The sequence below is a fragment of the Corynebacterium tuberculostearicum genome (genome assembly GCF_046097465.1).
GTDB classification, from domain to species: domain Bacteria; phylum Actinomycetota; class Actinomycetes; order Mycobacteriales; family Mycobacteriaceae; genus Corynebacterium; species Corynebacterium tuberculostearicum_I.
Genome location: NZ_CP175799.1, coordinates 2,189,917 through 2,216,752, shown reverse-complemented (window position 1 = coordinate 2,216,752; position 26,836 = coordinate 2,189,917). Strand labels below are relative to the sequence as shown.

Annotated in this window: 21 protein-coding genes, 2 tRNA genes and 3 rRNA genes; 18 read left to right on the top strand and 8 right to left on the bottom strand. The window is 57.1% G+C overall.

All coding sequences use genetic code 11. The features are described from left to right. Positions 1 to 73 (top strand) — tRNA-Phe (locus ACKFRX_RS10480). Positions 74 to 185: 112 nt separating this feature from the next. Here the strand turns inward: ACKFRX_RS10480 and ACKFRX_RS10475 are convergent. Next, positions 186 to 1,364, bottom strand: coding sequence for an IS256-like element IS1249 family transposase (locus ACKFRX_RS10475; RefSeq protein ID WP_005323424.1), 1,179 nt, complete (start codon positions 1,362 to 1,364; stop codon positions 186 to 188). Positions 1,365 to 1,527: 163 nt separating this feature from the next. On the opposite strand from ACKFRX_RS10475, the gene ACKFRX_RS10470 reads away from it, so the two are divergent. Then, positions 1,528 to 1,797, top strand: a complete 270-nt coding sequence (locus tag ACKFRX_RS10470) for a GNAT family N-acetyltransferase (protein ID WP_408928286.1) — start codon at positions 1,528 to 1,530, stop codon at positions 1,795 to 1,797. Between the two features lie 49 nt (positions 1,798 to 1,846). Here ACKFRX_RS10470 and epsC read toward each other — a convergent pair whose 3' ends face one another. Then, positions 1,847 to 2,410, bottom strand: coding sequence for a serine O-acetyltransferase EpsC (gene epsC, locus ACKFRX_RS10465; protein ID WP_408927798.1), 564 nt, complete (start codon positions 2,408 to 2,410; stop codon positions 1,847 to 1,849). A 70-nt stretch (positions 2,411 to 2,480) separates the two neighbouring features. Then, positions 2,481 to 3,416: a cysteine synthase A gene (gene cysK / locus ACKFRX_RS10460; protein WP_086589215.1), complete on the bottom strand. Its 936-nt coding sequence runs from the start codon at positions 3,414 to 3,416 to the stop codon at positions 2,481 to 2,483. A 265-nt stretch (positions 3,417 to 3,681) separates the two neighbouring features. Between cysK and ramA the strand changes: the two genes are divergently transcribed. The 8 genes from ramA (at position 3,682) to ACKFRX_RS10420 (ending at position 16,751) form a co-directional block, all read left to right on the top strand. Beyond that, positions 3,682 to 4,521: an acetate metabolism transcriptional regulator RamA gene (ramA, locus tag ACKFRX_RS10455; protein WP_086589214.1), complete on the top strand. Its 840-nt coding sequence runs from the start codon at positions 3,682 to 3,684 to the stop codon at positions 4,519 to 4,521. A 21-nt stretch (positions 4,522 to 4,542) separates the two neighbouring features. Continuing rightward, positions 4,543 to 5,811 carry a UDP-N-acetylglucosamine 1-carboxyvinyltransferase gene (gene murA / locus ACKFRX_RS10450; protein WP_005325837.1) on the top strand — a complete coding sequence of 423 codons (1,269 nt, stop codon included), beginning with the start codon at positions 4,543 to 4,545 and terminating at the stop codon, positions 5,809 to 5,811. 606 nt (positions 5,812 to 6,417) lie between these two features. Continuing rightward, positions 6,418 to 7,935: ribosomal RNA gene (locus ACKFRX_RS10445) — 16S ribosomal RNA — on the top strand. A gap of 460 nt (positions 7,936 to 8,395) precedes the next feature. Then, positions 8,396 to 11,465, top strand: a 23S ribosomal RNA gene (locus ACKFRX_RS10440). A gap of 128 nt (positions 11,466 to 11,593) precedes the next feature. Next, positions 11,594 to 11,711: ribosomal RNA gene (gene rrf, locus ACKFRX_RS10435) — 5S ribosomal RNA — on the top strand. Together the 16S, 23S and 5S rRNA genes form the textbook arrangement of a ribosomal RNA operon. A gap of 374 nt (positions 11,712 to 12,085) precedes the next feature. Next, positions 12,086 to 13,327: an HNH endonuclease signature motif containing protein gene (locus ACKFRX_RS10430; protein WP_408927797.1), complete on the top strand. Its 1,242-nt coding sequence runs from the start codon at positions 12,086 to 12,088 to the stop codon at positions 13,325 to 13,327. Positions 13,328 to 13,478: 151 nt separating this feature from the next. Then, entirely contained in the window at positions 13,479 to 14,207 is a 729-nt protein-coding gene (locus ACKFRX_RS10425) for an ABC transporter ATP-binding protein (protein ID WP_239278431.1), read from the top strand. Beyond that, a complete protein-coding gene (locus tag ACKFRX_RS10420) occupies positions 14,208 to 16,751 on the top strand; it encodes an ABC transporter permease (RefSeq protein ID WP_408927796.1) in 2,544 nt (847 codons plus the stop codon). A gap of 50 nt (positions 16,752 to 16,801) precedes the next feature. Here the strand turns inward: ACKFRX_RS10420 and ACKFRX_RS10415 are convergent, their stop codons facing one another. From ACKFRX_RS10415 to ACKFRX_RS10405, 3 genes are read right to left on the bottom strand one after another with little or no spacing between them, the layout of a single operon-like run. Then, complete coding sequence (locus ACKFRX_RS10415) at positions 16,802 to 17,161, bottom strand: CrcB family protein (protein WP_198492008.1); 360 nt, start codon at positions 17,159 to 17,161, stop codon at positions 16,802 to 16,804. Then, complete coding sequence (locus tag ACKFRX_RS10410; protein WP_198492007.1) at positions 17,158 to 17,460, bottom strand: fluoride efflux transporter family protein; 303 nt, start codon at positions 17,458 to 17,460, stop codon at positions 17,158 to 17,160. The genes ACKFRX_RS10415 and ACKFRX_RS10410 overlap by 4 nt, the downstream gene beginning before the upstream one ends. Before the next feature lie 10 nt (positions 17,461 to 17,470). Further along, positions 17,471 to 18,892 (bottom strand): sodium:alanine symporter family protein, encoded by a 1,422-nt coding sequence (locus tag ACKFRX_RS10405; protein WP_198492006.1) that lies wholly within the window; start codon positions 18,890 to 18,892, stop codon positions 17,471 to 17,473. Between the two features lie 136 nt (positions 18,893 to 19,028). Here ACKFRX_RS10405 and pgm point away from each other — a divergent pair, with 136 nt between their 5' ends. From pgm to ACKFRX_RS10385, 4 genes are all read left to right on the top strand, one after another. After that, positions 19,029 to 20,645 (top strand): phosphoglucomutase (alpha-D-glucose-1,6-bisphosphate-dependent), encoded by a 1,617-nt coding sequence (gene pgm / locus ACKFRX_RS10400; protein WP_408927795.1) that lies wholly within the window; start codon positions 19,029 to 19,031, stop codon positions 20,643 to 20,645. A 16-nt stretch (positions 20,646 to 20,661) separates the two neighbouring features. Continuing rightward, positions 20,662 to 21,126: a MauE/DoxX family redox-associated membrane protein gene (locus ACKFRX_RS10395; protein ID WP_408923311.1), complete on the top strand. Its 465-nt coding sequence runs from the start codon at positions 20,662 to 20,664 to the stop codon at positions 21,124 to 21,126. Between the two features lie 54 nt (positions 21,127 to 21,180). Then, positions 21,181 to 21,912 (top strand): DsbA family protein, encoded by a 732-nt coding sequence (locus ACKFRX_RS10390; RefSeq protein ID WP_408927794.1) that lies wholly within the window; start codon positions 21,181 to 21,183, stop codon positions 21,910 to 21,912. A gap of 76 nt (positions 21,913 to 21,988) precedes the next feature. Next, positions 21,989 to 22,061, top strand: a tRNA-Ala gene (locus tag ACKFRX_RS10385). Positions 22,062 to 22,114: 53 nt separating this feature from the next. On the opposite strand, the gene ACKFRX_RS10380 is transcribed toward ACKFRX_RS10385, so the two are convergent. After that, the gene (locus tag ACKFRX_RS10380) at positions 22,115 to 23,023 is read right to left on the bottom strand and encodes an NAD(P)/FAD-dependent oxidoreductase (protein ID WP_005327340.1); all 909 of its coding nucleotides are present in this window, start codon (positions 23,021 to 23,023) and stop codon (positions 22,115 to 22,117) included. A gap of 80 nt (positions 23,024 to 23,103) precedes the next feature. Here ACKFRX_RS10380 and ACKFRX_RS10375 point away from each other — a divergent pair, with 80 nt between their 5' ends. Both ACKFRX_RS10375 and ACKFRX_RS10370 read left to right on the top strand, forming a co-directional pair. Then, entirely contained in the window at positions 23,104 to 23,478 is a 375-nt protein-coding gene (locus tag ACKFRX_RS10375) for a DUF805 domain-containing protein (protein ID WP_408923313.1), read from the top strand. Between the two features lie 30 nt (positions 23,479 to 23,508). Further along, entirely contained in the window at positions 23,509 to 24,234 is a 726-nt protein-coding gene (locus ACKFRX_RS10370) for a fructosamine kinase family protein (RefSeq protein WP_408927793.1), read from the top strand. Here the strand turns inward: ACKFRX_RS10370 and nadE are convergent. Then, positions 24,231 to 25,052, bottom strand: a complete 822-nt coding sequence (nadE, locus tag ACKFRX_RS10365; RefSeq protein WP_408927792.1) for an ammonia-dependent NAD(+) synthetase — start codon at positions 25,050 to 25,052, stop codon at positions 24,231 to 24,233. The two genes, ACKFRX_RS10370 and nadE, sit on opposite strands and share 4 nt — an antisense overlap. A gap of 27 nt (positions 25,053 to 25,079) precedes the next feature. Here nadE and ACKFRX_RS10360 point away from each other — a divergent pair, with 27 nt between their 5' ends. Both ACKFRX_RS10360 and ykgO read left to right on the top strand, forming a co-directional pair. Continuing rightward, on the top strand, positions 25,080 to 26,435 hold the full coding sequence (locus tag ACKFRX_RS10360; protein ID WP_408926737.1) for a sugar porter family MFS transporter: 1,356 nt from the start codon (positions 25,080 to 25,082) through the stop codon (positions 26,433 to 26,435). Between the two features lie 120 nt (positions 26,436 to 26,555). Continuing rightward, complete coding sequence (ykgO, locus tag ACKFRX_RS10355; protein ID WP_003847162.1) at positions 26,556 to 26,678, top strand: type B 50S ribosomal protein L36; 123 nt, start codon at positions 26,556 to 26,558, stop codon at positions 26,676 to 26,678. The last annotated feature ends 158 nt before the right edge of the window (positions 26,679 to 26,836 follow it).

The following is a 26,836-nucleotide window of genomic DNA, read 5'->3' as shown; positions in this document are numbered from 1 at the left end:
GGCCAGATAGCTCAGTCGGTAGAGCACACGCCTGAAAAGTGTGGGGTCGCCAGTTCGATCCTGGCTCTGGCCACAACAATGGCTCCTCTTAAGAGGGGCCATTTTTGCTTTAGTATGGGGGCATGGAACACGCTATTGCAGGGTTAAGGGTCAAAATGTGTGTCTGGCTCGGCGTGTCGCGGGGGTTAGATTTGGCCTTTTTGAATGCCGATTGAGTGGGTGTAGTCGGTGTCGATAGCGTTGTCGTAGAGGGCTGGGCGTCCTGTTTCGTGGTCGGCTTGGTTCTCGGTTTGGGTCAGGGTGGATACTTTGGCGAGTTGGCCCTGGCCCCAGTCGGACTGCCTGGCGATTCGTACTGGATCGTCAGGCAGTTCCGTTTTTAAGTAGAGCCACCAATCCAGCATGCGGCGTTGTCGTTCGCCTGATCTGCCGCGGTGGGTTCTGGCGAGCAGTTTGAGCTGGGCGTTGATGCCGCCTTCTAAGCTGTTGGTGGTGGATTTGATCCGCTCGGGCGCAAGGACTCCTGCTGGCGGGTTGAGGTAGACAAACAGCATCTCGGACCGCCAAAGATGGTTGAGGCTGTTGTAGGCCTTGCGCACGTTGTGGTGGGTCCACACGCGGGTCCATGCACCTGTTTTGGGGTCTTTGATCATGGTTTTCTCGTTCATCCATTCCCGGTAGATCGTTGAAAACTCGTGCAGTTGCACACCCCACGCGGCGGCTTCATCCAGTGTGGTGATCCGGGTCAGTTTCAGCGCAAGTCGGTAGATGGTGCGCCCGGCATCGGTGCGTGGGTTGGTGGTGGTGTAGCGGCGGACCACGCGTTGGGCGTGGACGAGGCAGCGTTGAATTTTCGTAGTCGGCCAGCACTTTTTGATTGCGCTGTATGCGCCTTGGCCGCCGTCGATGACGGCGATGAGTGGGGCTTCGATGCGTTCAAGCAGCAGTTGGTAGTCGCGGGTGGTTTCGTGTTTGCACCAGTGCCAGGCGATCACGTGGTCGATGGTCGCCGCGACGATCAGGCAGCCACCGGCGGTGTAGGTGCCATCGAGAAATACCTGGTCGTAGATCCGCTTGTGGTGGCCGGCGGTGGGGTCAGGCACATCAACGAGCCAGCACCACTTGAAGCGCCGCTTCATGGTGGCGCGGCTAACACCGTTTCGTTTGGCTAGGTCGTCGAGTGATATTGCGGTGGTGCAATGCTCGATGAACTGGGTGAACACTGCCGCGTTGGTGATGTCGTTTCGACGTTTGACGCTGGAGGCGCCGCATTGTTTGCAGCGCCATCTGGTGGTGCCTTTGCTGGTGGTGCCGTTGCGTTTCATTTCACCGCCGCAGTGGCAGCGTGGTTGGTTCTTCGACATTGCGACACCACACCACGCCGCGCATAGCACATCACGGCTGCCACACCGAGGATTTCCCGTCGGGGGCTAGATATATGCTTCCGGAGCATATACTTTCCGGAAACCTACAGGTCAATCCGTGAAAATCCGCGATTCCGGACACACTTTTTGACCCTTAACCCCTATTGCACACCAGACCGATAAATCCCGCTACGTCCTCACTGTGGATGGCTCTGAGGCGGGGGTTTGCCACTACGTAGACGCGGGCGATACCCGCGAGTTTAACCACACGGTCATCAAGGACGCCTTTCGCGGCCAAGGCCTGTCTGCGCCGTTGATTAAGGCAGCGCTGGACGACGCCCGGGGCGTCGGCAAGCAAGTCATTGCCACATGCTCTGCGGTTGCGCACTTTATAGAAAAGAATCCCGAATACCGCGACCTGCTCCGTCCATAAGATATGTAAAAAGCGGCCCACAGTTGTCTGTGAGCCGCTGGGAGAGAATTTAGATGTAGTAGTCGGGGTCGACCAGTTTGATGCGCTCATTTGGATTGCGTGGACGGTTCTTGGCTGGGATGCCCACCGAGATATGTTCGGCGGGAACGTCTTTCGTCACTACGGCATTGGCACCAATCGCCGAACCCTCGCCGATGGTAATAGGCCCTAGCACCTTTGCGCCGGCGCCAATGACCACATTGTCTTCAACAGTGGGGTGGCGCTTGGTCTGAGTGAGTACCTGGCCACCGAGGGTGACACCGTGGTAAAGCATGACGCCATCGCCAATCTCGGCGGTTTCACCGATGACGATGCCCATGCCGTGGTCAATAAAGAAGCGGCGACCGATAGTGGCGCCCGGGTGGATTTCCACGCCGGTAAAGAAGCGATTAATCTGCGCCAAGATGCGTGCGGGCCCGCGCAGGCCGCGCTTCCACATCCAGTGCGAAATGCGGTGAGACCACACCGCGTGGAGACCGGAGTACACTACTGCATTTTCGACGTCGCCACGCGCGGCCGGATCGTGATCTCTTGCATTCGCTAAGTCTTCACGGATGTAGCTCATAATGTTCATGTCCACATAGTACTGGCATAAAAAAGGCACCCGCCAAGGTTGGCGGGTGCTTTTATTCAAGCGAAGTAACTTAAGCTTCGCGGATGTCCTCGAAGAGGATGGTGGAGACGTAGCGCTCACCGAAGTCCGGCAGGACAACCACGATGGTCTTGCCCTCAAACTCTGGGCGCTCTGCCAGCTTCAAAGCTGCAGAGACGTTAGCGCCGGCGGAAATGCCCACCAGCAGGCCTTCCTGGGTGGCCAGGTCACGGGAGGCCTTAATGGACTCCTCGGTAGTGGCGGTAAAGACTTCGTCGAGAAGCTCGCGGTCAAGCACCTCAGGAACGAAGTTAGCGCCAATGCCCTGGATCTTGTGCGGGCCAGCGTGGCCTTCAGATAGGACAGGGGAGTCGGACGGCTCGACGGCGGCCAAGTGCAGGTCCGGATTCTTGGACTTGAGGAAGCGGCCCACACCGGTAACGGTGCCGCCGGTGCCTACACCAGCAACGAAGGCATCAACCTTGCCCTCGGCGTCTTCCCAGATCTCCGGGCCGGTGGTCTCTTCGTGCATCTTCGGGTTTGCTTCGTTGGCGAACTGTGCAGCCAGAATAGCGTTGTCGTTCTCGGCGACGATTTCATTCGCCTTGTCGACGGCGCCCTGCATGCCCGCCGCGCCTGGGGTCAGTACAATCTCTGCGCCGTAGGCGCGCAGCAGTACCTTGCGCTCGTTGGACATGGTCTCCGGCATGGTCAAGATGACCTTGTAGCCCAAAGTGGCGCCGGCCAGAGCCAAGGCAATGCCGGTATTGCCGGACGTGGCTTCCACGATGGTGCCGCCCGGCTTGAGCTGACCAGACTTCTCAGCGGCCTCCACGATGGCCTTGCCGATGCGGTCCTTTACGGAGTTAGCAGGGTTAAAAGACTCAACCTTGGCAAGCACAGTGGCGCCCTTGCCCTCGGTGAGATGGTTCAAGCGGACCAGTGGGGTGCCGCCGATGGTTTCCATAATGTTGTTGTAGACAGCCATTGTATTGACTCCTTTGGGAATCGGATTTGGATTCAAATCGTGTACAACGCAAGGGTACACTACACAAGTAGACCAGTCAGTATATAAATTCTAGACCGGGTATTCGGGCATTCCATGTGGGATTACAACACCGGATAAGCCAGGGGCGATTTCGAATTACCCCCACATGCTGTCTATACTTCCACTCAGTTGCCCGCTGGCCCCCAAATTCCCGGGGGGAAGACGGGTACACCTGCTTGGTTACCCCCGACGAGGAAAGAGTCTCATGGAGTCGCATCGCCTCAAAGATGATGAAGAATCCGTACGCGCGGCGTTATCGTCCCTGAAAACCGCTACAGGTATTCCGGTGACGATGTATGCCACGCTGCTGCCAGACAATCGCTTGCAGATTACGCAGTGGGTGGGCCTACGTACCCCAGCGCTGCAGAATCTGATCATTGACTCAGGCGTTGGTGTGGGTGGGCGAGTGGTGAGCACTCGCCGCGCGGTAGGTGTATCCGACTACACGCGTGCCACCACCATCTCGCACGAGAACGACCGCGTAATCCAGGACGAGGGTCTGCACTCCATTGTGGCCGTGCCCGTTACTGTGCAGCGCGAAATTCGCGGTGTCCTCTACGTCGGCGTTCACTCCCCAGTTCGTTTGGGCGACAAGGTCATTGAAGAAGTGACGATGACCGCGCGCACCCTCGAGCAAGACTTGGCCGTTAATTCCGCCATGCGACGTGCCGATGGGTCCAAGGGTGGAGCCGCCCGCGGCCACGTCATGAACGGTGCCGAGTGGGAGCAGGTCCGTTCCACTCACTCCAAGCTGCGCATGCTGGCCAACCGCGTAGCAGACGAAGAACTGCGCAAGGAGCTAGAGACGTTGTGTGACCAGATGGTCTCGCCGGTGCGCGTGAAGCAATCCACCAAGCTCTCCGCCCGCGAACTCGATGTTCTCTCTTGTGTGGCCCTAGGCCATACCAACGTAGAAGCAGCTGAGGAAATGGGAATCGGCGCAGAAACCGTGAAGTCTTATTTGCGCTCGGTAATGCGCAAACTCGGTGCGCACACCCGCTACGAGGCGGTTAATGCCGCCCGTCGTATCGGCGCATTGCCTTAAGAACCGGTAGCGTAGGCAGTTGTGAAAGATCAGTTTATTGTTTCCGGCGGTGCCCGCCTAGAGGGCACCGTTAAAGTAGATGGCGCGAAAAATAGCGTCTTGAAGCTCATGGCCGCATCCTTGCTGGCGGAGGGCACTACGACGCTGACGAACTGCCCAGAAATTCTGGACGTCCCCCTCATGAAGAAGGTTCTCGAAGGGCTCGGCTGCGAGGTAGTCATCGAGGGCTCTGAGGTTCGGATTACTACCCCTGCACAGCCGCAATCCAACGCGGATTTTGACGCGGTCCGCCAATTCCGCGCATCCGTCTGCGTGCTCGGGCCTTTGACTTCCCGCTGTGGCCACGCGAAGGTAGCGTTGCCTGGTGGTGACGCGATCGGTTCCCGCCCGCTCGATATGCACCAAACTGGCCTAGAAAAGCTCGGCGCCACCACCCGTATTGAACACGGTGCCGTCGTGGCAGAGGCTACGCACCTGCGAGGTGCGAATATCCGCCTAGACTTCCCGTCCGTGGGCGCAACCGAAAATATTCTTACCGCTGCGGTCCTCGCCGAAGGGGAAACCGTTCTTCATAACGCGGCTCGCGAGCCGGAGATCGTGGATCTGTGCACCATGCTCAAGTCTATGGGTGCCGATATCGAGGGCGAGGGAAGCTCGGTGGTGACCATCCGCGGCGTCGATAAGCTGCAGCCCACCCAGCATGAGGTTATTGGTGACCGAATTGTGGCCGGCACGTGGGCGTATGCTGCTGCCATGACCCAGGGCGATATCACCGTGGGTGGAATTTCCCCGCGCCACCTGCACCTGCCGCTGGAAAAGCTGAAGTCTGCCGGCGCGGAACTAGAGACCTATGAGAATGGTTTTCGCGTGCGCATGGATCAGCGACCACAGGCTGTTGACTACCAGACACTGCCATTTCCGGGATTTCCCACCGACCTGCAGCCGATGGCTATTGGCATCTCTGCGATTGCGGACGGAACAACTGTCATCACGGAGAATGTCTTTGAATCCCGCTTCCGCTTTGTAGATGAAATGCTGCGCCTGGGTGCCGACGCCCAGGTTGACGGTCACCATGTAGTAGTCCGCGGTAAAGAACGACTCTCTTCTACTCACGTATGGAGTTCCGATATCCGTGCAGGTGCGGGTCTTGTACTTTCTGCATTGTGTGCGGATGAGACGACTACGGTCCACGATGTCTTCCACATCGACCGCGGATATCCCAACTTTGTAGAAAACCTGCAGCGCCTCGGCGCCACAATTGAAAGAACTCAAGAAGAAGAGCTCTTTTAACGACGCCCCCAGCACACCGTTTTCCATTGTGTGCTGGGGATTTGTCATTGTTGGTGGGGTTGGACTACATTAATCCAAGTCGCCGCGAGGTAGCCGGGAGGTTACTTTTGAGCGAATTTGGTGCGGACTTGGTTCGATGATTTGACAGGGTTCATTGAGTTGAGTAAGTTTGTACGAGCCGCCAACGAGAGGTTAACGGAAAGTTAATTTTCTTGGGGTGTGTGGATGATGTTTGAGAACTCAATAGTGTGCCAATGTACTTTTTATTTTTTGTGTGCATGGTTGTGTGTTGATTGGTTTGTCTGCCAATAGACCTAGGTGGTTTGTTGGTTGGTGTGTGCCGGTTGGGTATGTGAAACGCGTACCTATTTGAATGCTGTTTGGTGTTTCGGCTGCATTGAGATGGATTGGTTGGCATGTGATTGTGTTCAACTTTTTTGGTTTCCTTATTTTTGACCCCGTCGGGTTGAGGGAACTGTATTTTTTCTTTGTAGTAATTTTTTGGACGCCAGCACAGGCTGCATTGTTGTGTGGTTTGTGGTGGTTTGTTCTTTTGTTGGGTTTCGGGCTTTTCACGGCCTGTTTCGGATGTTGTTCTGAAATTTTTTTGTGGAGAGTTTGATCCTGGCTCAGGACGAACGCTGGCGGCGTGCTTAACACATGCAAGTCGAACGGAAAGGCCCTGCTTGCAGGGTACTCGAGTGGCGAACGGGTGAGTAACACGTGGGTGATCTGCCCTGCACTTCGGGATAAGCCTGGGAAACTGGGTCTAATACCGGATAGGAGCCATTTTTAGTGTGATGGTTGGAAAGTTTTTTCGGTGTAGGATGAGCTCGCGGCCTATCAGCTTGTTGGTGGGGTAATGGCCTACCAAGGCGGCGACGGGTAGCCGGCCTGAGAGGGTGGACGGCCACATTGGGACTGAGATACGGCCCAGACTCCTACGGGAGGCAGCAGTGGGGAATATTGCACAATGGGCGCAAGCCTGATGCAGCGACGCCGCGTGGGGGATGACGGCCTTCGGGTTGTAAACTCCTTTCGCTAGGGACGAAGCTTTTTGTGACGGTACCTAGATAAGAAGCACCGGCTAACTACGTGCCAGCAGCCGCGGTAATACGTAGGGTGCGAGCGTTGTCCGGAATTACTGGGCGTAAAGGGCTCGTAGGTGGTTTGTCGCGTCGTCTGTGAAATTCCGGGGCTTAACTCCGGGCGTGCAGGCGATACGGGCATAACTTGAGTACTGTAGGGGTAACTGGAATTCCTGGTGTAGCGGTGAAATGCGCAGATATCAGGAGGAACACCGATGGCGAAGGCAGGTTACTGGGCAGTTACTGACGCTGAGGAGCGAAAGCATGGGTAGCGAACAGGATTAGATACCCTGGTAGTCCATGCCGTAAACGGTGGGCGCTAGGTGTGAGGGTCTTTTCACGACTTTCGTGCCGTAGCTAACGCATTAAGCGCCCCGCCTGGGGAGTACGGCCGCAAGGCTAAAACTCAAAGGAATTGACGGGGGCCCGCACAAGCGGCGGAGCATGTGGATTAATTCGATGCAACGCGAAGAACCTTACCTGGGCTTGACATACACCGGACCGCTGCAGAGATGTAGTTTCCCTTTGTGGCTGGTGTACAGGTGGTGCATGGTTGTCGTCAGCTCGTGTCGTGAGATGTTGGGTTAAGTCCCGCAACGAGCGCAACCCTTGTCTTATGTTGCCAGCATTTGGTTGGGGACTCATGAGAGACTGCCGGGGTCAACTCGGAGGAAGGTGGGGATGACGTCAAATCATCATGCCCCTTATGTCCAGGGCTTCACACATGCTACAATGGTCGGTACAACGCGCAGCGACACTGTGAGGTGGAGCGAATCGCTGAAAGCCGGCCTTAGTTCGGATTGGGGTCTGCAACTCGACCCCATGAAGTCGGAGTCGCTAGTAATCGCAGATCAGCAATGCTGCGGTGAATACGTTCCCGGGCCTTGTACACACCGCCCGTCACGTCATGAAAGTTGGTAACACCCGAAGCCGGTGGCCCAAACTTGTTAGGGAGCCGTCGAAGGTGGGATCGGCGATTGGGACGAAGTCGTAACAAGGTACCCGTACCGGAAGGTGCGGGTGGATCACCTCCTTTCTAAGGAGCTTTTATTTTGATTGGGTGCAGTTGCACCCTTGGTTGGTTGAGTATGCGAGTGTCATGCTGCCAACCCTTTTGTTTAGTAAAAATTGTCCGGGTGGAACACACACCTGATAAGACAAGGCCAAGTGTTTGAATGGCGCTTTGTGATACATAAGCCGTGCACAGTTTAAAAAAGTAAGTTGTTTGTATGTTGGTGCATTGTTGGGTGTCTGGGGCATTATCCCCCTTTTTTGTGTGCCTGACCATTATTCTTGTTGACACTGTTGGTGTTGGTGGGGTGTGGTTGGGGTGTTGTGTGAGAACTGTATAGTGGACGCGAGCATTAAACACACCAGATGGATTGCTTTTTTGTGGTTTGTTTGTGTGTGTTTGTGTGATTTCTTTTTTCTTTAATCAATTTTTTGTCAAGTTCACTTGTGTGGCCACCCGCATGTTTGTGTGTGTGGTGGTTTGTGTGTTCGTTATTAAGGGCGCATGGTGGATGCCTTGGCATGCTGAGCCGATGAAGGACGTGAAAGGCTGCGTTAAGCCTCGGGGAGTTGTCAATTAAGCGTTGATCCGAGGATGTCCGAATGGGGAAACCTGGCCCTGGTTATGTGGGGTTACCCTTCAGTGAATTCATAGCTGTTGTGGGGGTTTACGCGGGGAAGTGAAACATCTCAGTACCCGTAGGAGGAGAAAATAATAATGATTCTGCTAGTAGTGGCGAACGAACGTGGATGAGGCTAAACCGTGTGCATGTGATACCTGGTAGGGGTTGTGTGTGCGGTGTTGTGGGCCCCAATTGGCGGTGACTACCATCATCGTGCTCGTGTGTTGTTGTTAGGTGAAGTGGTTTGGAATGGCCTGCCGGAGAAGGTGAGAGTCCTGTAGTTGAAGACAATGGCATGTGGGTTGTTGGGTTGCCCGAGTAGCAGCGGGCTCGTGGAATCTGCTGTGAATCTGCCGGGACCACCCGGTAAGCCTAAATACTCAGTGTGACCGATAGTGTATTAAGTACCGTGAGGGAATGGTGAAAAGTACCCCGGGAGGGGAGTGAAATAGTTCCTGAAACCATGTGCTTACAATCCGTCAGAGCACTTTTTGTGTGTGATGGCGTGCCTTTTGAAGAATGAGCCTGCGAGTCAGCGGCATGTCGCGAGGTTAACCCGTGTGGGGTAGCCGTAGGGAAACCGAATCCTAATGGGGTGTATAGTGGCATGTCCTGGACCCGAAGCGGGGTGATCTACCCATGGCCAGTGTGAAGCAGCTGTAAGAGGTTGTGGAGGCGCGAACCCACGTAGGTTGAAAACTGCGGGGATGAGCTGTGGGTAGGGGTGAAAGGCCAATCAAACTCCGTGATAGCTGGTTCTCCCCGAAATGCATTTAGGTGCAGCGTCGTATTATAGCTTGGTGGAGGTAGAGCGACTGGTTGGTTGAGCGGGACTACAATCTTAGCAATGTCAGCCAAACTCCGAATGCCACTAATTGTGTTGTACGGCAGTGAGACTGTGGGGGATAAGCTTCATAGTCGAGAGGGAAACAGCCCAGATCGCCGGTTAAGGCCCCTAAGGGTGTACTAAGTGGAAAAGGATGTGGGATCGCGAAGACAGCCAGGAGGTTGGCTTAGAAGCAGCCATCCTTGAAAGAGTGCGTAATAGCTCACTGGTCGAGTGGTTCTGCGCCGACAATGTAGTGGGGCTCAAGTACACCGCCGAAGCCGCGGCAAGCATTTTTTGTTTGGGTAGGGGAGCGTCGTGCATGGTTTGAAGCGTTACCGTAAGGAGGCGTGGACTGTGTGCGAGTGAGAATGCAGGCATGAGTAACGAATTGATAGGTGAGAATCCTATCCGCCGGATGACTAAGGGTTCCTGGGTCAAGTTCGTCTTCCCAGGGTGAGTCGGGACCTAAGGCGAGGCCGACAGGCGTAGTCGATGGATAACCAGTTGATATTCTGGTACCCGTACATGCGCGCCCATGATGAAGCACTGATACTAACCACCGCGGATGCACTACTGGTCTTCTTTGAAGTCTGGTGGTGTTGATGTCGTGGGGCCTGATGTGTGGTTCAAGTGATGGGGTGACGCAGTGAGGTAGCCACGCCACTTATTGGATTGGTGGTGTAAGCGTGTAGGCCGTGTGGTAGGTAAATCCGCCGCACATTGTGGTTGAGACGTGATGCGTAGACCCTTTAGGGTTGATGGTGGTGATCCTGTACTGTCGAGAAAAGCCTCTAGCGATGTGTGTGTATGGCCCGTACCCTAAACCGACACAGGTAGTCAGGTTGAAAATACTAAGGCGTTCGGGTGAACTGTGGTTAAGGAATTCGGCAAAATGCCCCCGTAACTTCGGGAGAAGGGGGGCCCCACGACGTGAGCATCCTTGCGGTGTTAAGCGTTGTGGGGTCGCAGAGAATAGAGGGAAGCGACTGTTTATCAAAAACACAGGTCCATGCGAAGACGTTAAGTTGATGTATATGGACTGACGCCTGCCCGGTGCTGGAAGGTTAAGAGGACCGGTTAGTAGTCTTTGACTGCGAAGCTGAGAATTTAAGCCCCAGTAAACGGCGGTGGTAACTATAACCATCCTAAGGTAGCGAAATTCCTTGTCGGGTAAGTTCCGACCTGCACGAATGGCGTAACGACTTCTCTGCTGTCTCAACCACAGGCCCGGTGAAATTGCACTACGAGTAAAGATGCTCGTTACGCGCGGCAGGACGAAAAGACCCCGGGACCTTCACTATAGCTTGGTATTGGTGTTTGGTTCGGTTTGTGTAGGATAGGTGGGAGACTTGGAAGCTATCACGCTAGTGGTGGTGGAGTCGTTGTTGAAATACCACTCTGATCGGATTGAGCATCTAACCTTGGCCCATGATCTGGGTTGGGGACAGTGCCTGGTGGGTAGTTTAACTGGGGCGGTTGCCTCCCAAAATGTAACGGAGGCGCCCAAAGGTTCCCTCAGCCTGGTTGGCAATCAGGTGGTGAGTGTAAGTGCACAAGGGAGCTTGACTGTGAGACAGACATGTCGAGCAGGGACGAAAGTCGGGACTAGTGATCCGGCACCTACTTGTGGATGTGGTGTCGCTCAACGGATAAAAGGTACCCCGGGGATAACAGGCTGATCTTCCCCAAGAGTCCATATCGACGGGATGGTTTGGCACCTCGATGTCGGCTCGTCGCATCCTGGGGCTGGAGTAGGTCCCAAGGGTTGGGCTGTTCGCCCATTAAAGCGGCACGCGAGCTGGGTTCAGAACGTCGTGAGACAGTTCGGTCTCTATCCGCCGCGCGCGTTGAAACTTGAAGAAAGCTGTCCCTAGTACGAGAGGACCGGGACGGACGTACCTCTAGTGTGCCAGTTATCCCGCCAGGGGTATCGCTGGTTGGCTACGTACGGAAGGGATAACCGCTGAAAGCATCTAAGCGGGAAGCCTGTTTTAAGATGAGGTTTCGTTAAGGTCCCCTAAAGACGATAGGGTAGATAGGCCAGACCTGGAAGCACTGTAAGGTGTGAAGGCTACTGGTACTAATTGACCACAACAAACACCAACACACATTCGTGTACTGGCAAAACAACAAGAAGAAAAGAAACAGTCACTGTCGTGACCGCGTCCACTATGCAGTATCTGACACAACACCCGAAAGCACACCTAAGGGTTGGAATGCTTCGTATGTTTGTCGGTGGTCAATAGCTGCAGGGAAACGCCCGGTCCCATTCCGAACCCGGAAGCTAAGCCTGCACACGCTGATGGTACTGCAACCGGGAGGTTGTGGGAGAGTAAGTCACCGCCGACACCAAACAAAAATAGATAATTCAATAAACCAAGAAAGGGAAGAGGACGGAACACCCACCGTCCTCTTCCCTTCTTTTCACGTTTTACGGAAGCCGGTGTTACGCGACGATGCGTCGCCACACACGTTCAGCGATCTTAGACGTCGTCATGCTGCACGTGCTTGCCTGGGGGAGTAGTAGGTAACGAACCCTCAACCTTTGCTTTTACCCCCGTGTCTGGTTGTGGTGCGACTCTGGGGATCCCTGCGGTTTTAGGGTACTCTATTCGAACATAAACACCCCCACCGGGGTCACATGTCCACCACCCGGGATACTATAAAGGCGCTCGTTAGAAAACACATACGAACACTGTCTTCTTTCCTGGAGTGTCCTGTTCATGACTGCCACACTTGCCCCGCCCGAACCAGATACCACCCTCGACTACCCAGACACCCTCCTCATAGGTGACCACCCCGACACCGAGGCCCTAGACGATGGTGATGTACCGGAAGCGTTCTACACCACCAACGCTCCCGGCAACCACATCGGCAAAGCCGGGACCTACACACGCAAAACCACCTGGTTCCTCTACCGCGCCATCCTCCCCCAACTAGACGACGACGTCGACCTGAGCCTTACCAGCCTCGCCAAAGACCTCGGCATCTCCTACCACAAACTCCTAGGCTTCCTGCGCGCCCACTTCCGCATGCGCCAACTACCCCTCGTTACCGAAGTCCAAGGACAGCACTGGATACTCGACCTAACCAAACTGCGCATCATCGACCGCGAACTCAACCGGCTAGAAGATAACCCAGAGCATCTTGAAGCCATCGACGCCGCACTCGCAGACTTTCTGACCCCCACCACACCCAACCAAACCGTCCCCACCGACGCCGACCTTCGCCGCTTCATTCGCACCTTCATCGACACCCACCTGCGCCCCGAAGACAAAGAACAACAACCCGAACCGCGCCTGCGCATTAACTACAACCCGGATAACACCACCACACTATCTTTGACCTGCGATAGTGCCACCGCCACCATCATCGCCCGCCACATCGACGCCTACACCAACCAGACCGCAACCACTGCCGCACAAGGACTCATCGACCTCATTCTCGAAGACACCCACACCAGTGTTGCCATCAACACGTTTACCACCAACGAAAAAGCCAACCTCGTCTTTCACCCCGGTGCCGGATGGATAAACCTCAACCACGCGCCCACGGACAACACCTTCATCCGCCGGCTTAACGCCGACGAGACAGACTCTTATACCCCCACCACCGACATCCGGGCTTACACCCAAGGCAGAGATGCTACCTGCCGCTGGCCCGGCTGTACCGTCCCCGCCACCCGGTGCCAACTCGACCACCGCATCGAATACCACCTTGGCGGGCCTACCAGTCCAGATAATTTAGTAAACCTCTGCCAGCATCACCACAACATCAAAACCGACCGCAGAATCCATTACATCCTCGACCCGATTACCGGCACCATCGCCTGGCTCCACCGCGACGGTACCTACCAACTAGACCACCCCACCGGACCACTAGCCACACACCAAACACACTGGAACCACACCTGGGCCCAATACCTCACACACCAACAACAACGAACACAGCGAAAGGAGGGCTAGGAAGTAGGCCGGAGCCCGCAGTGTGAGACCCACGAGAACGGTGGTGCCGGGCTCTCGTATGCCGTTTTCCTCCTCAGGGATGATGTTGGCCGGAGGCCACGGTCGCTAGACTTAAATAGGTAACTTCCCATTTACAAGGAGAATTTGTCTCATGACTGATGCTGCGGCTCGCGCCGTTGACTTGTTTAAGCAATACGGAAGCGATGACACAGCTGTCGTCGCTCTTGATCATGTATCCATTGAATTCGGCAAGAACGAATTCACGGCGATCATGGGCCCATCGGGTTCCGGTAAGTCGACGCTGATGCACACCATGGCTGGTCTCGATTCAGCGACCTCCGGATCAGCATTTATCGGTGATACCGATATGTCGGCGCTCAATGACAAAAACATTACGGCCTTGCGTCGTGACCGACTGGGCTTTATTTTCCAGTCCTTTAACCTTGTGCCCACGCTGACTGCGGCGGAAAACATTACGCTGCCTACGGATATTGCGGGTAAGGGCGTCGATAAGCAGTGGTTTGAGGAGGTCACTAGCCGCCTCGGCCTAGCAGAGCGCCTGGAACACCGCCCAGCTGAATTGTCTGGCGGACAGCAGCAGCGCGTGGCCTGTGCTCGTGCATTGGTTTCTCGGCCAGAAATCATCTTCGGCGATGAGCCAACGGGCAACCTGGATTCGAATTCTTCGGCCGAGGTGCTCGACATTTTGCGAACCGCGGTGGATAAGGACAACCAAACAGTGGTCATCGTGACGCACGATGCCAAGGCCGCCTCATATGCGGACCGGGTGGTTTTCCTTGCTGACGGCAAGCTAGTGAATGAGTTGCACAATCCGACGATGGAGGCCATTCACCAGGTAATGGCAGAGATTGAGGGCTAAATGGCACGCGGAAACGCAATGCGCAGAGTGTCTCTGCGTAATATTGTGGCGCATAAATTGCGCCTTGGGCTGACGATTCTCGCGGTGGTTTTGGGCACCGCGTTTATTGCCGGCTCGTTTATGTTCACCAATTCGCTAAAGTCTACGTTTGACTCCGCCGTGGACAATCAGTTCCGCGGCGTGGATGCAGTGGTGAGCCAAAAAGACGACAATGGCGCGAAACTGGATGACAAGCTGCGCCAGAAGTTGGCCGACGATAAGGATGTCAAGAACATCAATATCGCGGATTCGGAGACCGTTGTCGCGGCCGATGAGAACTCGGAGGCCTTTCAAACCCAGGGCGGCACGGCCAGTGTTGTTCCGTTCTACCCGGAAGACAAGGTCGTTGGTGGCGCCGATGAGCTGAAGGAGGGCGAGGAGCCTAGCGGTAAGGACGAGGTCCTCATCAACTCTTCCGCGGCCGACAAGTACGACATTTCCGTGGGGCAGAAGCTGACTGTGGTTCACCCCGATGAGCAGGATACGGTTACCGTTTCTGGCATCTCGGAGCCCGCGGTCGACCAAGGCGAGAGCATCGTGCTGAGCATGGCTGAAAAGGATTACCTGGAGCGCTACGGCGAGCCGAGCCAGCTCAAGGTTTCTGCAGCCGATGGAGTGGATGCGAATGCCTTGGTGGACCACCTGAACGAGAAGTATGAAGTAAAGGCGGAGTCGGGTGAGCGCCTGGCTGAGGAGACCTCGGAGATGATGTCTTCTGCCTTGAAGTTCATCAATTACTTCCTCATCGCCTTCGGCCTGATTGCGCTGCTGGTAGGCACCTTCATCATTGCGAATACTTTCTCGATGATTGTCGCGCAGCGCACCAAGGAGTTTGCTCTCTTGCGTGCGCTGGGTGCTTCCCGTCGCCAGATCACCAACTCGGTGGTGGTGGAGTCCGCCATTGTTGGTGTTCTGGGGTCCATAGTTGGCGTGGTTGCTGGTATGGGGTTGGTCGCAATCATTAAGGCAGTCATGAGCGCGCAGGGAATGCCTCTCGATGGCGGCTTGGGCCTGAGCGTTTCGGCAATCGTAGTTCCAATCATTTTGGGCACTATCGTGACGGTTGTATCCGCGTGGGCGCCGGCACGGCGCGCGGGCCGCGTGCAGCCGGTTGAGGCAATGCGCACTACCGAATCTGCTTCCGGAACTTCGCTGAAGGTACGCACGATTTTCGGTGCCATCTTCTTGCTGGTGGGCATTGTTGCGGCGTTGGCAGGCGTGCTTTCCGACGGCGAGACGAACGTCCGCGCCATCCTCGTCGGCTTCGGCGCATTCGGCGTCATCGTGGGATTCTTCCTGGCCGGCCCTGCTTTGTCGCTGCCTTTGGTGCCGACGGTGGGCAAGGCAATCGGGGCACCGTTTGGCGCTATTGGTTCACTGGCGGCGACCAACTCGCGTCGCAATCCGCGCCGTACGGCAGCCACCGCATTTGCGCTGACCTTGGGCGTGGCCCTAGTGACCGCCATTGGCATGCTTGGCGCAACTATGAAGTCTTCTGTGGCCGATACCGTGGAGCAGAACATCACTTCTGATTACCTGCTTTCCGGTCCTAGCTCCGGTGAATTCCCGACGCCGAAGGATACGGGTAAGCGCGCGGCGGAGGCCGAGGGCGTCGATAAGGTGATTACCGTCGGTATGGCTCCGGTAGCCGTCGATGGTCAGGCATCGATGGATTATGGTCCAGAATTCCAACAAACGATGACTGCGGATGGAGATCCGTCGTCGATGATTGCGCTCGACATGGTCGAGGGCGATGCCAACTTGGAGAAGGGCTTCATTGCTACCGAAGACTTTGCCAAGGAACACGGCTGGAAGGTAGGAGAGACCTACAAGGTTACTTCTGCGGAAAAGGACAAGAAGGCCGAGGCCAAGCTGGTCGGTACCTTTAAGCCCACCGATGTGGTCCAGAATATGGTGCTCTCGCAAGACGTGGCTGAAAAGGTCGCTCCCGAGAAGTCCTTTACCGTCCAAATGGTGGGCGTCTTGGGCCAGGAAGGCTATGACAAAGAAGAGCTGCGCCACAACCTAGAGGACTCGGTCAAGGATTTGGTCGTGGTTCAGGTTAATTCTGGTGAGGAGTATGCGGGCCAAGCCGCCGGATTCATCGACCAGATGCTTTCCATCCTGTACGGCCTGCTTGCCCTTGCAGTGATTATTGCTGTGCTGGGTATTGTCAATACCTTGACCCTGGGTGTTATTGAGCGACGCCAGGAGATTGGCATGTTGCGTGCCGTGGGTACGCAGCGCCGCCAGATCCGCACGATGATCACTCTTGAGTCGGTGCAGATTGCGCTCTTCGGCGCGGTAATGGGCATCCTCATCGGCCTTGGCTTGGGCTGGTCCTTTATCAAGATCCTCGGTGATGAGGGATTGGATTCCGCGCAGATTCCGTGGGCGATGGTGCTCATTATGCTCGTAGGCTCGGCCATCGTCGGCATTATCGCGGCCGTCTGGCCGTCGAACCGCGCGGCAAAGACGCCGCCATTGGAGGCAATCGCAGACTAGGTATACAGCTAATGGTCTCATTCTTCGCGCGGAGAATGAGACCATTTTGCTTATATGCCGTGATAAATGCGGGCCGCCCAGATGGTGCCGCGCCAGGCTAGAACGATGCCGAGGCCAATGGTCCAGAAGAGGTACTTGCACAGTCGCCACCACTGCTTGCGTTTGATCATTTCTCCCAGTTCCTTCGCCAATGTGGACCAGGTGGACAGGCCGCCGGCGAGGCCGAGGGCAAGGAAGGGGTGGAGAAGGGGGGCGTCGGCAAGCTGGGCGAAACCATAGGCCAGTCCAAGGGCTAGGGAGCCCAAAATATTCGCCACGAAAGTGCAGTAGGGGGCGGGGACAAGCCGGGTAAAGCCATAGCGCAGGCTGCCGCCGATGAAGCCGCCGAGAAGGACGCAGAGAAGATTCATCGCAGCTTGTCACCTGCCAGGTAGCCGCCCACGCAGCCGATGATGGTGGCAAGGACATAGGCCAGGGCCACGGTCCAATGGGCCTCGGAGGTCAGGAAAGCGAAGGTGGCGAAGCTGGTGAAACCGCCGAGCACGCCGGTGCCCCAAAAGGGGCCGGGGCGGAAGTAGCCCATGAGGGCACTGCCGAGGATATTGATGGCCAGCAGGGGGAGCATGCCGCCGCCGAGCGCGGTGGAGAGGAGGTACCTGGCCACCGCGCCGAGCGCAGCGCCAGCACCCACGACGAGGAATTGAGGCATGCGGCCTATGTTACTTCCAGTCCATCCCCTGGGACTCTACGAACGCGCGCACCTCATCCACTGGCTTATTGAGCTTGGGGTCAAAGGCTAAGTATGCCTTGGTTTCGCGGGCCACGAGGCCGGAGAGGAGGAGCAGGCCAATGAGGTTCGGGATGGCGATGAGGCCATTGGCTAGGTCGGAGAAGGTCCAAGCGAGCTCAAGCTCCGAGACGGAGCCGACAAAGAGGAGGCAGGCGAAAAACATGCGGTAGGGGATAGAGGCCTTGCGGCCGCAGAGGGACTCCAGGGAACGTTCGCCGTAATACGCCCAGGCCATGATGGTGGAAAAGGCGAAGAAAATAATGGAGAGCGAAACGATGGTGCCGCCCCAGTCGCCGGGCAGCACGCGGGAAAAGGCCTCGGCCGTCATAATTCCGGCCTCGTCACGGCCCATATCCCAGGTACCGCCCACAACAATGACCAAGCCAGTGATGGTGACCACGATGATGGTGTCAATGAAGGTCTGCGTCATCGATACCAACCCCTGGCGCGCTGGGTGCGGGGTCTTGGCAGCCGCGGCGGCGATGGCGGCGGAGCCCATGCCGGACTCATTAGAGAAGATGCCGCGGGCAACACCGTATTGAATGGCCATCATGATGGTGGAGCCCACGAACCCGCCACCCGCGGCGGTGCCGGTGAAGGCATCGCTGAAAATCATCGCAAAGGCGGCGGGGATCTCCGCGGCATGCGAGAAGATTACATAGAGCCCGCCCAGGACGTAGACGATGATCATCAACGGGACGAAGGCGGCGGTAATGCGCCCGATGGCGTGGATTCCGCCGAGGAGTACGGATCCCACCAAGACGAAGAGGATTGCACCGGTGGCCGCTGGGGCGATACCGAAGGTTGATTCCATATTGGTGGCCACAGCATTGGCTTGGGCGAGGTTGCCGATGCCAAAGGAGGCGCAAATTGCAAAGATGGCAAAGAATACTGCGAGTACCGATCCGAGTGGTCCGGGGATGCCACGCTTTAGGTATTGCTGCGGCCCGCCGGACATCTCGCCCTTGGAATCCGTGGTGCGAAAACGCACACCCAGGTAGGCCTCGGTGTACTTGGATGCCATGCCCACGAGGCCGGTAATCCAGATCCATACCAGTGCGCCAGGGCCGCCGATCGACAACGCGGTGGCCACGCCCACGATGTTTCCCACGCCTACGGTAGCGGCAAGGGCGGTGGTCAGCGCCTGATAATTGGAAATATCACCCTCGGTGGACTGTTCGTCAGGGTCTGTGGCAAAAACGTGACGCGTCGCGCGGCCCAGCGCTCGGAATTGGAGTCCTCCCAAACGAATGGTCAGCCATAAGCCGGTGCCTAACAGGAGGGGAATGAGGATGAATGGTCCCCACACCACGGTGCTGATGGCGGAGAGGATGGAATTAAGCGAGTCCATTCTGTAAATCTAGCGAACTATAGAAATGGAGTAAATTTGCCCATACCCCCAGCCGGGGGAATATTCGTCCTGCGCAACCACGGGAGAGCAGGCAAGCTGGAATGACATACCACCCCAACCCTTCAAGGAGCACGCCATGGCCCACGAGCGCGCCGGCACGCTGGCACAGCCCACGGATCTTATTGATATCGCAGAATTGGTCACCGCCTACTACACCCGCACCCCGGACGCCGATAACCCGGATCAGCAGGTGTCCTTCGGTACCTCAGGCCACCGCGGCTCCGCGCTGGATCGAGCCTTTAATGAGGCTCATATCCTAGCGATTACCCAAGCCATTGTGGATTACCGCGCGGAACAAGGCATTGCTGGGGCGATTTTCATCGGCCGAGATACCCACGCGCTGTCCGAACCTGCCATGGTCTCCGCCCTTGAGGTGCTGCTGGCCAATGGGGTGGAGGTTCGCGTCGATGAGCGCGGCCGCTACACGCCGACCCCGGCGGTCTCCCATGCCATCCTGACCCACCCTGGCACCGATGGCATTGTGATTACCCCGTCCCATAATCCTCCCCGCGATGGCGGCTTCAAATACAACCCGCCTACCGGTGGACCGGCCGATGCTCAGGCCACCGATTGGATTGCTGGCCGCGCGAACGAGTACCTGCGCGCCGGGCTGGAAGGCGTGAAGCGGACATCTGTCGCGGGCGTGCTGGACGAGCGCTGCGTGAAGCACGACTACGTGCACAACTACGTGGCTGACCTTAAGAATGTGGTGGATATGCAGGCCATTAAAGATTCCGGCCTGCGCATCGGCGCTGATCCCATGGGTGGCGCCTCCGTGGATTATTGGCAGGCCATCGCTGACCACTACGAGCTCAACATGACCGTGGTGAATCCGGAGGTGGATGCCACTTTCCGCTTTATGACCTTGGATACGGACGGCAAGATCCGCATGGATTGTTCCTCGCCTGATGCTATGGCCTCGCTTATCGACGCCCGCTCTAAGTTCGACCTTGCCACCGGCAACGACGCCGACGCGGACCGCCATGGCATTGTCACTCCCGATGCCGGCCTGATGAACCCCAATCACTACCTTGCCGTGGCTATCGAGTACCTCTTTAGTCACCGCCCGCAGTGGGGGAGTGCCGGTGTGGGCAAGACTTTGGTGTCCTCCTCCATGATTGATCGCGTGGTAAAAAGCCTAGACCGCGAACTGGTGGAGGTTCCCGTCGGCTTTAAGTGGTTTGTACCGGGGTTGGTCGAAGGTGCCATTGGTTTCGGTGGCGAGGAATCCGCCGGTGCGTCTTTCCTGCGCTTCGATGGCTCCGTGTGGTCCACCGACAAGGACGGCATCATTATGGACTTGCTCGCCGCGGAGATCACTGCCGTCACCGGCAAGACTCCGTCCCAGCGCTACGCAGAACTGGCGGAGAAATTCGGCGCCCCAGCCTATGCCCGCACCGACGCCCCCGCGAACCGCGAGCAGAAGGCCATCCTCAAGAAGCTGTCTCCGGACAAGATCACCGCTACTGAGCTGGCGGGCGAGGACATCGTGGCCAAGCTGACGGAGGCGCCCGGCAACGAGGCGGCGATTGGCGGTCTGAAGGTGGCGACGGAAAATGCCTGGTTCGCTGCTCGTCCTTCCGGCACTGAAGATAAGTACAAAATCTATGCCGAATCTTTCTTGGGTGAGGAACATCTCAAGCAGGTGCAAGCAGAAGCACAGGCAGTTGTTTCCCATGTATTAGGGGTTTAACGCTACACTCATCCTCGTGAGTAGCAAGATTAATGGGAAGCTGGTGCTCGACGTCATCAGCTTCATCGCCCGCTTTTTTATGGCTTGGGTGTGGATTGACGCCGGTGTGCATAAGCTCGGCAAGACTCTAGACATGACCCAGGCCATCAAGGGCTATGACATCTTTACTCCCGATTGGGCTGGCTACCTCGCCATTGTCATTGGTCCGCTCGAAATCATTGGCGGCGTACTGCTGCTGCTCGGGCTATTCCTGCGCCAGTCCTCCATCGTGGCTACCTGCGTGTTGCTGCTCTTTATGGTGGGCATCGCACAGGCGTGGGCACGTGGATTGGATATTGACTGTGGCTGCTTTGGCTTTGACGCCCAAAATCCTGACCGAGGAATGGATTATGCGAAGACGCTGCTGCGTGACGCCGGATATCTATTCCTGACCCTATGGACCATCAAGCGCCCCTTCACCAAGTTTGCCCTTCACCCCTAGTAGTTGGGCAAGGTAGGCTGATCGAGTCCGAAGAATTGCAAAGGCAAGGTTCAAATGAGCAAAGTATCTGACCCGAACGCCAAGGGTGGCAACGGATTTATTTGGGGAGTCGGCGTGCTCCTCGTCATTATTGCCGTTGTCATTGGCTACATCGTGTGGAACGGTAAACAGTCCGATGACGGCATCGAAGACGTCAATATGACCATGGAGTACAGCGACGGCGCTATCACGCTGAAGGGCGAGAATGCTACGGACGATACCCCTGAGGTAGATCTGTACGAAGATTACTCCTGCCCGCACTGTGCTGAATTGGCTGCAGCTACCGACGGTGACATGAAGCAGGCCATAGAAGTTGGCAAGCTGATCGTCCATGTGCGCACCCTCAACTTCCTGGATGGCAAGGATATTGAAGGCCAAGACGGCTACTCCACAAAGGCGGCAGCCGCTATGTCGGAGTTGGCAAAGTCCGGCGACGTCAAAACCTACTGGAATTTGCGTGACTTCCTCATGCAAAATCAGCAAAGTGTTGCTAATAAGTGGGAGACCGGAGACATCGCTGACCAAGCCAAGGAGCTTGGCGCAGAAGACGATGTTGTTGAGTCCATGAAGGACGTGGATATCAAGCAGGGCAATAAGGTGGCAAAGACCAACTATGACAAGCTCGATAAAGAAACCGGCTCGGTCTCTTCGCCGCGCATTGTCCAAAATGGCAAGGATGTTCCATCCGAAAAGGATCAAAAGGCCGGCAAGAACCTGGGTGACTGGGTAGAGATCGTCACTAAGTAGCAGGCGATTTGGAGAGTTAAATACCCTCCATGTATATTTAAGCGAGTTGCAGCCCACAGGGTTGCACCTCGTTTGAGGGGCTATGGCGCAGCTGGTAGCGCACCACACTGGCAGTGTGGGGGTCACGGGTTCGAATCCCGTTAGCTCCACAATATAAAGGAGAGGAACATTAGTTCCTCTCCTTTTTCTTTGTTGCGGTGGGCTAGAGCTCCGCTAGATCTTCATCGAGCATGCGCTGATCGATGGCGATGCCGACGGCCGCGCCGCTGCCCATCGCTTGCGAGACCTGGTCTGGGGAGCTGACCACATTGCCGGCCGCCCACAGGCGCGGTACCGAGGTCTGGCCACGCTCTACGCTGACCCAGCCATATGTTGATTCGCAGCCGGCATCCCGCAACAGTGCGTCATTGGGTAGAAAATCGGGCCCGGTAAAGCATGCTTCATAGGTGTCTTCTCCAGTGGAGCTTTGCACTACAACGCCGGTCGACGACGCCTCCTCTGGCCGGACTTGTGTCACTTGCGCATCGTTTACCTCTACGCCCAATCCGGCGAGTTGAGTGCGATCAAGATCGGTTAGCTCAAGGCCGTTGGGGTAAAAGGTCAGTGTGCTCGTCCACTTGGACAGCAGTTTGCTGATGCGGATGGTAAAAGGCGGGTTCGCGCCGCCGATGAGCGCAACCTTCTTTCCGGTGACTTCGTAGCCGTGGCAGTACGGGCAGTGAAAGACCCTGGTGCCCCACAAATCGCTGAGGCCGGGGACTGCAGGGAGCTTGTCCGTGAGCCCCGTCGCGACGAGAACGTGGCGGGACTCGAGGACCTCGCCGCTGGCAAGTTTTGCCTGCCAAGGTCCGTGCTCGGAAGTGCGGGTGAGTTTCTCCACCAAGCCCCGGGAAATGGTTCCGCCGAATTTCTTGACCTCCGCGTGACCGCGGTGGAGCAGTTCGGCAGGAGACGCGCCGTCGAGGCCAAGGATGCCGTGGGCATGGTCACTGAAGCGATTCCGGGGAGCCCCGGAATCGATTAACTGAACATTGCGGTTAGCGCGGGCCAAGGTGATGGCCGCAGCGGTGCCGGCAAAGCCACCGCCGATGATGATGACGTCCGAGTACATTGCTCCTCCTTTATGGGAAGTGGGTAGCATGGTGCGCAGCCGAGTATATGCAGTCAACATCGAAGGGGCTCGCGCACAGAATGACTGATGATTCCATGGGGTTCTTTACACGCGAAGCGCTCTATGGGGCGTCGCCTGTACAGGCGGTGGGCAGGTTCTTTGTAAAGTACTTCAACTTCCGTGGCCGAGCGTCCATGAGTGAGTTTTGGTGGGTCTTTGGTTTCCTCGTGCTGATTTCTGTGGCAATCGGCATTATCGATCGGCACTTTGGCGTGGATATTGAGACTATTGCAGAGGCGGTACTTGTGATTCCAGTCGTTTCCTTGATATGCCGGCGGCTGCACGATTCCGGGAGGACAGGGCTGCTATGCCTGATTGGGTTCATTCCCGTGTTCGGTGGAATCGCGTTGCTCTTTATGATGGCCCTGCCCACGCGCGAGCACGCGGCGCTTTAAAAATTTCCTTGCCTGATTAGGCTGGGCGGCATGCAGACTTTTTCAAAGCGAGTACGCGACACGGATCAAGCAGGTGCCGAGGCGGCTGCATTGCGGTGGCTCGGGGAGGCCACCGACGCGGTGGTCAACGTCGTGAGTGCCGACGGGCTAGAAATCGTTACCGAGCGCGTAGACGAGGTCATGCCCACGCCGGAGGCGGCCCGCAAGTTTGGTGCAGAGCTGGCGCGCATGCACCGTGCGGGAGCTGAAGGCTTTGGCACGCCTCCTACCGAGTGGGAAGGCAAGAACTTCATTGGCAGCATCGAGCAAGACTGCATCCCGACGGATAATTGGGGCGAGTTCTATGTTGAACAGCGAGTGCTGCCCTTCGCGGAACTGGCAGGGATTAGTGCGGCGCAGTTGGACTTGGTAAGGCGTGCTTGCGATGCCATCGCCGCGCGCAGTTGGGATGTGGCACCGGCGCGCATCCACGGCGATCTATGGGCGGGCAACCTGCTTTTTGGAGCGGATGGCGGCATCATGATTGACCCCGCCGCCCATGGTGGACACCCGCATACGGATTTGGGGATGTTGGCACTTTTCGGGGCACCGTACCTTGAGGAGATTTTCCGGGGCTATGGTGCGCCGAAGGACATCGAGAAGTGGATTCCCATGCACCAGCTGCATCCGTTGGCGGTGCATGCGCTGACGCACGGCGCCAGCTATAACCGGCCGCTGGAGCGCGCGGCGGCCGCGACCTTGGAAGTGCTGGGCTAAACGTTCGGCCCCTGCGGCATGATGCGCTTGTGAGCACCGCGGCGCCATAAGGTTTCGATGCGCTCGCGGGCGGCGTCGGGAACCGCCTTGCCCTCTAAGTAGTCATCGATGTGGGCGTAGGTGACGCCGAGGGCTTCTTCGTCGGGAAGCTGGGGCTTATCGTCCTCCAAGTCCGCGGTGGGAACCTTTTCCCAGGTAGAGCGCGGGGCACCGAGGTGCTCTAGGAGGGCGGCGCCCTGGCGCTTATTGAGGCCGGCCAAGGGGAGGAGATCCGCCGCGCCATCGCCCCACTTGGTAAAGAAGGCGGTGACGTTTTCTGCCGCATGGTCGGTGCCGATGACTAGCGCGCCGACCTCGCCGGCGATGGCGTATTGGGTGGTCATGCGCAGGCGGGCTTTGGTATTGCCGCGGTTGAAATCGGTGACGTCGGCAAGCTGCAGCGCATCCGCCACCTGTTCGTCGAGGGCCAGGGTGGCCGGCTTGATATCGACGGTGGCGCGGTGATCGGGCTGGATGAAATCCAGAGCAATCTGGGCATCGTCCTCATCGGCCTGCACGCCGTGGGGCAGGCGCACGGCCCAAAACTCCGCGCCGTCGACGCGCTCCACCGCCAGCTGCGCAAGCTTTCCCGCCAAGGTGGAATCTTGGCCGCCGGAGATACCCAGCACGTAGCCTTTAGCGCCAGTGGTGCGCAGGTAATCAACCAAGAAATCCACCCGGCGCTGCACTTCGGCTTCTGGATCGATAAAGGGACGCACACCCAGGGCTTTTATGATGGTTTGCTGCAGTTTTTCGGCATCATTCGACATGACGTTCATGGTAGCTGCCTGACACAATATTGTGCTGTGAATAAGGAAGTTTATGTCAAGGTAGTAGCTGGCATAGCGGCCCTGGGCGGGCTGCTATTTGGATACGACACCGGAGTGATGTCCGGTGCCTTGCTTTTTATTAGCCCCGCATTCGACATGAGCGCGCACCAAGAGGGTTGGGTGACCTCGATGCTGCTCGTGGGTGCTGCAGTAGGTGCGCTGACGGCCGGTCGCATCGCCGATAGGTATGGGCGTCGCTTCACGCTGATTGCGGGAGGCGTTATTTTCGTGCTGGGTTCCATCTGGTGTGCGCTTTCCGGCTCGGTGGGGATGCTGGCCACCGCGCGCACCTTTTTGGGCTTTGCCGTGGGTGCAGTGTCCATCGTGTCTCCCATGTATATCGCGGAGATCGTGCCCGCCAAGGTGCGCGGGCGCATGGTCTCGCTCAATACCCTCGCGATTGTGGTGGGTCAGTTGATGGCCTACCTGGTCAACTCCGCGTTGGCCTCTACCGGTAGCTGGGAGTGGATGCTGGGCCTGGCCGCCGTGCCGGGCCTGGCGCTGGCGCTCGGAATGGCGTTCCTGCCAGAGACGCCGGTATGGCTGGCAACCAACGGGCGCATGTCCCGCGCCCAAGAGATTGCCGGGCGCGCCGGGATGGATATCTCGGAGCTGACCTCGCAGGAGACCGCGCGAAAATCCAGCGGATCCGAATGGAAGGCGCTGAAGGCCAATCGCTGGATGCAAATTACGGTGTTGCTTGCCATGTTGATGGGGCTGACGCAGCAGATTACCGGCGTCAACGCCATCGTGTACTTCGCGCCGACCATGATGAACCAGGTGGGGATATCCACGGCCAACTCGGTTTATACCTCCATCGTTATCGGCACGGTATCCGTGCTGGCCTGTTGGGTGGGGCTGAAGGTCGTGGACCGCATTGGGCGAAAGCGATTGTTGCTGATCGGCCTGACCGGCAACGTGATCTCGCTGTTTATCCTCTCCTTTGCCTATTCCCACGCGCAGGACTCCACCGCCATGGCGATGGTCTCGTTGGTCTTTATGGCGCTGTTTATCGCCTTCCAACAGGCGGCAGTGTCACCCACCACCTGGCTGCTCATTTCCGAGCTGGTGCCGCTGCAGGTGCGCGGCCTAGGCATGGGCATTGCGGGGCTCTCGCTATGGGCCACCAACTGGGCCGTGGCGCAGTACTTCCTGCCGCTAGTGGAGTGGCTGACCGGCCCGGTGGCGTTTATCATCTTCGGAGTCTTCGGCCTCATCGCCATCGGCTATACCAAGGTTTTGGTTCCAGAGACTATGGGACGTAGCCTGGATGAGGTAGGCGAGGAGATGAAGTCGCGCTACGGGCGCGAGTCCGCACCCGTGAAGCCTTAGTGTTTTGGTATTGACGGCCGTGTGAGGTAACATTTTTCCTCGTGTCATGGCTGGGGATTCCCAGTCCGTGCTTTACTTATTCAACCGCATGTAGATTGCGCATAACGAAAGGAGCGCCCGATGAAGGTCCGTAAGTCCCTTCGGTCGCTGAAGAAGAAGCCGGGCGCCCAGGTTATTCGCCGCCACGGTAAGGTCTTCGTGATCAACAAGAAGGATCCCCGTTTCAAGGCTCGTCAGGGCTAATTGAGACGCGATTCCATCCGCTCCCTCCGGACTCCCGGAGTGGGGCGGATTTTTTCATGCGTGAGTTCGGGCACAAAGGATACATTCTCTTCAACTCCGGTGAACATAAAGGCAAATATATGAATATAGTTATTTTGTCTATTTATGTCGTGAGAAAG